This is a genomic window from Sulfurovum sp. (assembly GCF_041551015.1).
GTDB lineage: Bacteria > Campylobacterota > Campylobacteria > Campylobacterales > Sulfurovaceae > Sulfurovum.
The window spans coordinates 1-5788 of the sequence record NZ_JBFENQ010000115.1; the positions used below are offsets into that span (position 1 = coordinate 1).

The 5788-nt window shown below is 37.4% G+C and carries 10 protein-coding genes and 1 pseudogene; 7 read left to right on the forward strand and 4 right to left on the reverse strand.

All coding sequences use genetic code 11. The annotated features are described in order from the left end of the window. Both ABZC96_RS07785 and trpC read left to right on the forward strand, forming a co-directional pair. Window positions 1–244, forward strand: a pseudogene (locus tag ABZC96_RS07785) (hypothetical protein); the annotation flags it as partial. Between the two features lie 57 nt (window positions 245–301). Then, a complete protein-coding gene (trpC, locus tag ABZC96_RS07790; RefSeq protein ID WP_373030262.1) occupies window positions 302–1096 on the forward strand; it encodes an indole-3-glycerol phosphate synthase TrpC in 795 nt (264 codons plus the stop codon). A 153-nt stretch (window positions 1097–1249) separates the two neighbouring features. Here trpC and ABZC96_RS07795 read toward each other — a convergent pair whose 3' ends face one another. Next, entirely contained in the window at window positions 1250–1693 is a 444-nt protein-coding gene (locus ABZC96_RS07795; RefSeq protein ID WP_373030263.1) for a GatB/YqeY domain-containing protein, read from the reverse strand. A 47-nt stretch (window positions 1694–1740) separates the two neighbouring features. Here ABZC96_RS07795 and ABZC96_RS07800 point away from each other — a divergent pair, with 47 nt between their 5' ends. After that, window positions 1741–2004, forward strand: a complete 264-nt coding sequence (locus ABZC96_RS07800; protein ID WP_373030264.1) for a phosphomannomutase — start codon at window positions 1741–1743, stop codon at window positions 2002–2004. A gap of 85 nt (window positions 2005–2089) precedes the next feature. On the opposite strand, the gene msrB is transcribed toward ABZC96_RS07800, so the two are convergent. Next, entirely contained in the window at window positions 2090–2488 is a 399-nt protein-coding gene (gene msrB / locus ABZC96_RS07805; RefSeq protein WP_373030266.1) for a peptide-methionine (R)-S-oxide reductase MsrB, read from the reverse strand. A gap of 93 nt (window positions 2489–2581) precedes the next feature. Here msrB and ABZC96_RS07810 point away from each other — a divergent pair, with 93 nt between their 5' ends. Together ABZC96_RS07810 and ABZC96_RS07815 are read left to right on the forward strand one after the other, a co-directional pair. Continuing rightward, on the forward strand, window positions 2582–3226 hold the full coding sequence (locus ABZC96_RS07810) for a tetratricopeptide repeat protein (protein ID WP_373030268.1): 645 nt from the start codon (window positions 2582–2584) through the stop codon (window positions 3224–3226). Continuing rightward, window positions 3219–3443: a hypothetical protein gene (locus tag ABZC96_RS07815; protein ID WP_373030270.1), complete on the forward strand. Its 225-nt coding sequence runs from the start codon at window positions 3219–3221 to the stop codon at window positions 3441–3443. The genes ABZC96_RS07810 and ABZC96_RS07815 overlap by 8 nt, the downstream gene beginning before the upstream one ends. Here the strand turns inward: ABZC96_RS07815 and pdxA are convergent. Then, a complete protein-coding gene (gene pdxA / locus ABZC96_RS07820; RefSeq protein ID WP_373030272.1) occupies window positions 3440–4360 on the reverse strand; it encodes a 4-hydroxythreonine-4-phosphate dehydrogenase in 921 nt (306 codons plus the stop codon). The two genes, ABZC96_RS07815 and pdxA, sit on opposite strands and share 4 nt — an antisense overlap. 1 nt (window position 4361) lies before the next feature. Further along, window positions 4362–5144 (reverse strand): pyridoxine 5'-phosphate synthase, encoded by a 783-nt coding sequence (locus ABZC96_RS07825; protein ID WP_373030273.1) that lies wholly within the window; start codon window positions 5142–5144, stop codon window positions 4362–4364. 95 nt (window positions 5145–5239) lie between these two features. Here ABZC96_RS07825 and ABZC96_RS07830 point away from each other — a divergent pair, with 95 nt between their 5' ends. Both ABZC96_RS07830 and ABZC96_RS07835 read left to right on the forward strand, forming a co-directional pair. Continuing rightward, a complete protein-coding gene (locus ABZC96_RS07830; protein WP_373030274.1) occupies window positions 5240–5578 on the forward strand; it encodes a thioredoxin family protein in 339 nt (112 codons plus the stop codon). Between the two features lie 54 nt (window positions 5579–5632). Then, the coding region (locus ABZC96_RS07835) for an argininosuccinate synthase domain-containing protein (protein ID WP_373030275.1) at window positions 5633–5788 on the forward strand (156 nt) is incomplete at its 3' end.

Consider the following 5788-nt stretch of genomic DNA (forward strand, 5'->3'; position numbering starts at 1 on the left):
CAATTATTATGGCTATACACTTATAGATAAAGAGGTTAATGTGAAAAAAGGTATCAATGTGATTGAAAATGCATTGATACAACAACCCGATAACATGTATTATTTGGACTCTTTGGCATGGGGATATTATAAAGAACGTGATTGTGATAAAGCCTATAAACTGATGAAACGAGTGGTGGATGAAGAAGGACTTGAAGAAGCAGAAATTATAGAACATTGGAACGCTATCAGACAGTGTAAATAATTTAGAACTTCTTTTAGATATAATACGCGAAATTAATAGAAATATGGAAAGTAATATATGGCTCAAATATTAGATGAAATCATTAAAAAAACAAAATCAGATCTTGAAAAAAGAAAAGTAGATTATCCCGAAGAGTGGCTGGGACGTTCTCTCGCTTTTAATCCTTTTGTTCCTAAAGATGTGAAGAGTGCTTTACGTTCTACTAAAGAAAATCCTTACCGTATCATAGCAGAAGTCAAAAAGGCGAGCCCTAGTAAAGGGATCATACGAGAAAACTTTGATCCTGTTGAGATAGCACAAGCCTATGAAAAAGGTGGAGCAGACTCACTCTCAATACTTACTGAGCCACACTTTTTTAAAGGTGACAAAGAGTATCTTGGTATGGTACGTCGCTATGTCAATATACCACTGCTTAGAAAAGATTTCATCGTTGATAAATATCAGGTACTTGAAGCATTGGCATTTGGAGCAGATTATATCTTACTTATTGCTATGGCCCTGAGTCGTAAAGAGCTTAAAGAGTTATATGACTATGCACGTCATTTAGGTTTGGATGTATTGGTTGAGGTACATAACAAAACTGATCTTGTCAAAGCGATTTTTGCCGGAGCAGATATTATCGGGATCAACCATCGTAACCTTGAAACATTTGAAATGGACATGAGTCTCAGTGAAAAACTGATTCCTCTCATCCCAAATGGTAAGATCATTGTGGCTGAATCTGGTATCAATGATCATGAGACAGTGGTAGAACTTTCTAAGATAGGTGCAGATGCATTTTTGGTTGGTGAGCATTTTATGAGACAGGATGATATTACTGCGGCTATCAAAGCATTGAAGTATGGGAATTAATTTTTAATAGTATTTTTTCCTAATTACCTAATAATTAGGGTTGAGGCGTTGTTTCTCTCTTCATTTTTTTAGAAAAAACGAAGCAAAAAAGCGTCGACCCTCTCGAATCGCTCCACTTTCAAGGGCGTTCGGATCGACATCATTAATGTATGTTTAAGAGAGTAGTTTTTTAACCATTTGATTGATACGTCCGCCGTCTGCTCGGCTTCCTATGGCAGTTTTGGCACCACCCATGACCTTACCCATATCTTTCATACTTTCAGCACCTACAGAAGCTATTACTTCTTTAAGTACGGATTCCAACTCTGCATCGTCCATTGGTTCTGGTAAGTAGGCTTTGACTATGGCTATTTCCGCATCTTCTTTTTCTACAAGATCATTACGCCCTGCATCTGCAAACTGTGCTTTTGCATCTTCTCTTTGTTTCATATATTTCATCAAAATAGCTTCAATATCAGCATCGGTTACATCTCTACGTTCATCTACTTCTATTTGTTTGATAGAAGCTTGTATATTTCTAAGTGTGTCTCTTTTTACGATCTCTTTTGCGCGCATTGCATCTTTAATATCATTTTTTATTTTTGCATTTAAACTCATGTATGATCTCCATTCTAGATTTAAAGTGATTATACTATAATCCCTCTATGATAATCACAATAGAAGACAAACAATTCGATACAACAAAGATCACGCAGCTCTACCCGGCAGCGGTAGTAAAGACAGGACATGAAGATGAAACGACACAGGTAAGTCTTGAATGGTTGGATGTTGAGTCAAAAGGTAAGGTAGAAGTGGTAGGATTTGGCATTTTTGTCAATCTTGGAGAAGATGAAAAGTACTCTTTTATTTTTGATACTAAAGAAGAGATGGATGAAGCTGCAGGGCGTATCGCCGCACAGCTACAATAACATATCTAGATCTTAAAGTGACTAGTCACTTGAGCTTTCTGCTGAAGATAACCTAGTGTTAACGTAGTATAAGGAGCTTTGCTTCTTATGCGTTCTCTTTAAATGATAAAGAAGCAGAGTTAATGCAGTAACGCTTATATGTAGGTGCTGGACCATCAGGAAATACATGGCCCAGGTGTGAACCGCATGCACTACAACACACTTCAACACGTACCATACCATGGCTACTGTCCGTAATTTCTTCTATATTTTCTTCGTTTATAGGTTTGAAATAACTTGGCCACCCTGTACCTGAATCAAATTTTGTCTCTGAAGAAAAGAGAGGTGTGCCACAACATTTACAAGTGTATGTACCTTCTTGTTTAGAATCCCAAAATTCATTTTGGAACGGTGCTTCTGTACCATGGTTTAAGCAAACATTATACTCAAGTGGTGTTAACTCTTTCTGTAACTTATCTTTATCTAATTCTATTCTATAAGCCATCATAATCCTTTGGTGATTTTTTACTATCATAGCAGATTTTCTTTGGGTTTAAGTTAGATTATCTTATCATTCGATACTTAGATTGGAGAAACTATGACAACATTTCAACTATTACTTCTTATTGTGGCTGGAGGAGTATTTTATCTTTTTTTTAAACAACTTTTTTCAGGAAACCATCCTAAAAGAGGTGTTGATTTTGAAGCAAAAGTAGCAGATGAACAAATAGGCGGTATTAACCGTCCAGATAAAACATTCTCTACACCTGCTGTGCAGCCTACACGAATGGAACAACTTTTAAAAATAACAGACGATGCAGTGGAGAAAGAAGATTTCGAAGAAGCGAAAAAAGCATTGGGTTCAGCACTGATCATTGAAGAGAACAATATAGAAGTACTTCAGAAAATGGGTTACGTATATATGCAAACAGGAGAATATAAAGAAGCAAAAGAGAGTTATGAAAAGCTTTTGTCTTTAGATGATACAGATGATATAGCTCATGTGTCACTGGCAAATGTATTACATAAACTTGGTGATGAAGAAGGTGCCCAAAAACACCATGAACGTGCTATTGCATTGGACCCTGAGTATGCACCTCACCACTTTAACTACGCAAATACTTTGTATGATTTGGGACGAAAAAAAGAAGCACTTGTAGGCTATGCTAAAGCATATGAGTTAGATGAGACATTGGAAGAGGCGAAAAAAATGATGAAAGAACTAGGGAGTGATAATGGGTAGTGCATGTTTTGTAACACAGGAAGCGACAAAAGAGATACTTTTACGAGTAACCAATGTATGTGCGGAGTGTTATGATGATATTAATGAGGGTGACACCATCCATTATGATATGCAAAATTACCGTTACTTATGTAAATCTTGTCAAGAGAGACTTTGTGCACAGATGAATGAGAACTGTGAAGTGATTGAAGATGAAGGTCCGGGGCTTTTCTGCTAATTTACTATAACATATTTAATTGCGTTCAAATAACTCAAACTGCTTAATTCTATCCCTTTATATGCCACATCAAACGCCGTTCCATGATCTACAGAGGTTCTGAGTATCGGCAGGTTTAATGATACGTTAATACCTTCATCAAAATATAAGGCTTTGAGAGGTGCTAATCCCTGGTCATGGTACATAGCTACATAATGTGTATAGTTTGCTCGCACTCTTGGGGTAAATGCTATATCAGGTACAAGAGGAGTGCTAAATACTTGTTTACCTATTTCTACATGTGCATTCTCTATAGCTTTTTCTATGATACGTTCTTCATCACCGAGGACTCCATCATCACCGGCATGAGGATTGAGTCCTAAAACACCTACTTGTGTGTTGGGTTTGGCTGTATGGTAAAAGTCTATGAGAAATCTTGTTAACGCTTTTTCATTGATACTTCCGGCTACTTCTTTAAGTGGTATATGTTCGGTAAAAAGAGCGACATACATCTTAGGTGAACCTAGCATCATAATGGCTTCTGCATCGAAAAAATCTCTTAAGGCATCGGTATGACCTTTATATGCTACGCCCGCTAATTCCCATGCTTTTTTATGTATGGGTAGGGTAGTGATGGCATCTACTTCTTGGTTACGGGCAAGTTCAACTGCTTTGACAAATGAAGCATAAGCATATGTTCCACTCTCTTTACTGACTACTCCTGCGTCTATTTCAAAGTCTGCTGCTATATTTTCTATGGTGATAAAATCAGTAGGTATGGGTAGGTTTAATTTTTGGGCTGCTTGTTCCAACATGCTTCTATTAACGCAGTAAACAGCATCTACCTCTTTAGAAATGATATCATGATTCTCAAGGACAAGTTGGATGCCTATCCCGTTGAGATCACCAATAGATATGGCTATTTTTTTTCTTAACATGTTATCTTATCAACATAGATTTCATATCTATAATAGCTTGTTCAAGCCCAGTATAGACAGAACGAGCAATAATGCTTTGTCCGATATTCAGCTCTTCTATTGTCTCTATCTCTGCGATATCTTTGACATTTTGCATATTAAGACCATGTCCTGCTGCTACACGTAAACCCAGTTCCATAGCATCACAGGAGAGTAGGCGAAGGTTACAGAGTTCAGCATTGAGCATTTGTTTAAGAGTCTTACGTGAGAGTTCAAGTTCTGGTATGCTGTGGTGGGTTTTGGAGAGGTTTGTATAGAGCATCGCATAGATGTTGGCATATTTCCCTGTATGAAACTCTATCCACTCTACACCTAGGTCCAGTGATGCATTCACGGCATCTAAAGTAGGGTCTATGAAAAGTGAGACCTCTATCTCTTCTTTTTGTAATCTTTTTATAGCTTCTTTGAGTTTAGGGTGCTCTCCCATGACTGCAAGACCACCCTCAGTAGTGACCTCTTCACGTTTTTCAGGTACGAGGGTTACACGATGAGGTTTTAGCTTACAGGCGATATCTATCATCTCAGCTGAAATGGCACATTCAAGATTCACAGGTAAAGAAGAGAGTTCTATGATATTTTTAGCATCCATATCTTGCATATGTCGTCGGTCTTCACGAAGATGAATCGTGATCTGGTCTGCTCCTGCACGTTTACAGATGCTCAGTGCATCGAGCGGATCAGGGTCTGCTACCTTTCTTGCTTCTCGCAGTACAGCGATGTGGTCAATGTTTACACCCAATAACATCTATGAGCTCCCTTGAATAATATTAATTTGATTATAGCAAAAGTTCTTAAGATAGAATTTGTATAATCGATTATATTTGAATATGTGGAGAGAAGATGCCTACAAAAAATGTACTGCCGGTGATGAAATATGCTGATGTCAAAGATAATATAGGTAACGGAAAGCCTCTCATACTCTCTTTTGGAATGTCACATTGTTACAGTTGTTTGGCAATGTCTAAAGTATTTGTCGAAGTTCTAGAAGAGCATCCAGAGTTTCAGATCTACTCCATAGACTCTCAAAAAGACCGTTTGGTGAGTCGTGATATCTATAAGCTTAAAGAGATGCCCACACAGATATTTTTCAATGCTTCTGGTGAAGAAGTATTTCGTCATACAGGAGCATATAAAAAAGCGGTGTTGAATATTATTTTGAAGAAGTATGGATTTGAGTAGAGCTTAACCAACATTATGGTAAAATCGCGACAATATTATTACTAAGGCTATAAAATGTCAAAAAGAAAAATTAAAAAAGCAGTATTGGCTTATTCTGGTGGGCTTGATACAAGTATTATTTTAAAATGGCTTCAAGATGAGTATGAATGTGAAGTAGTTACTTTTACTGCTGACCTTGGTCAGGGTGAAGAGGTAGAACCTGCACGTCAG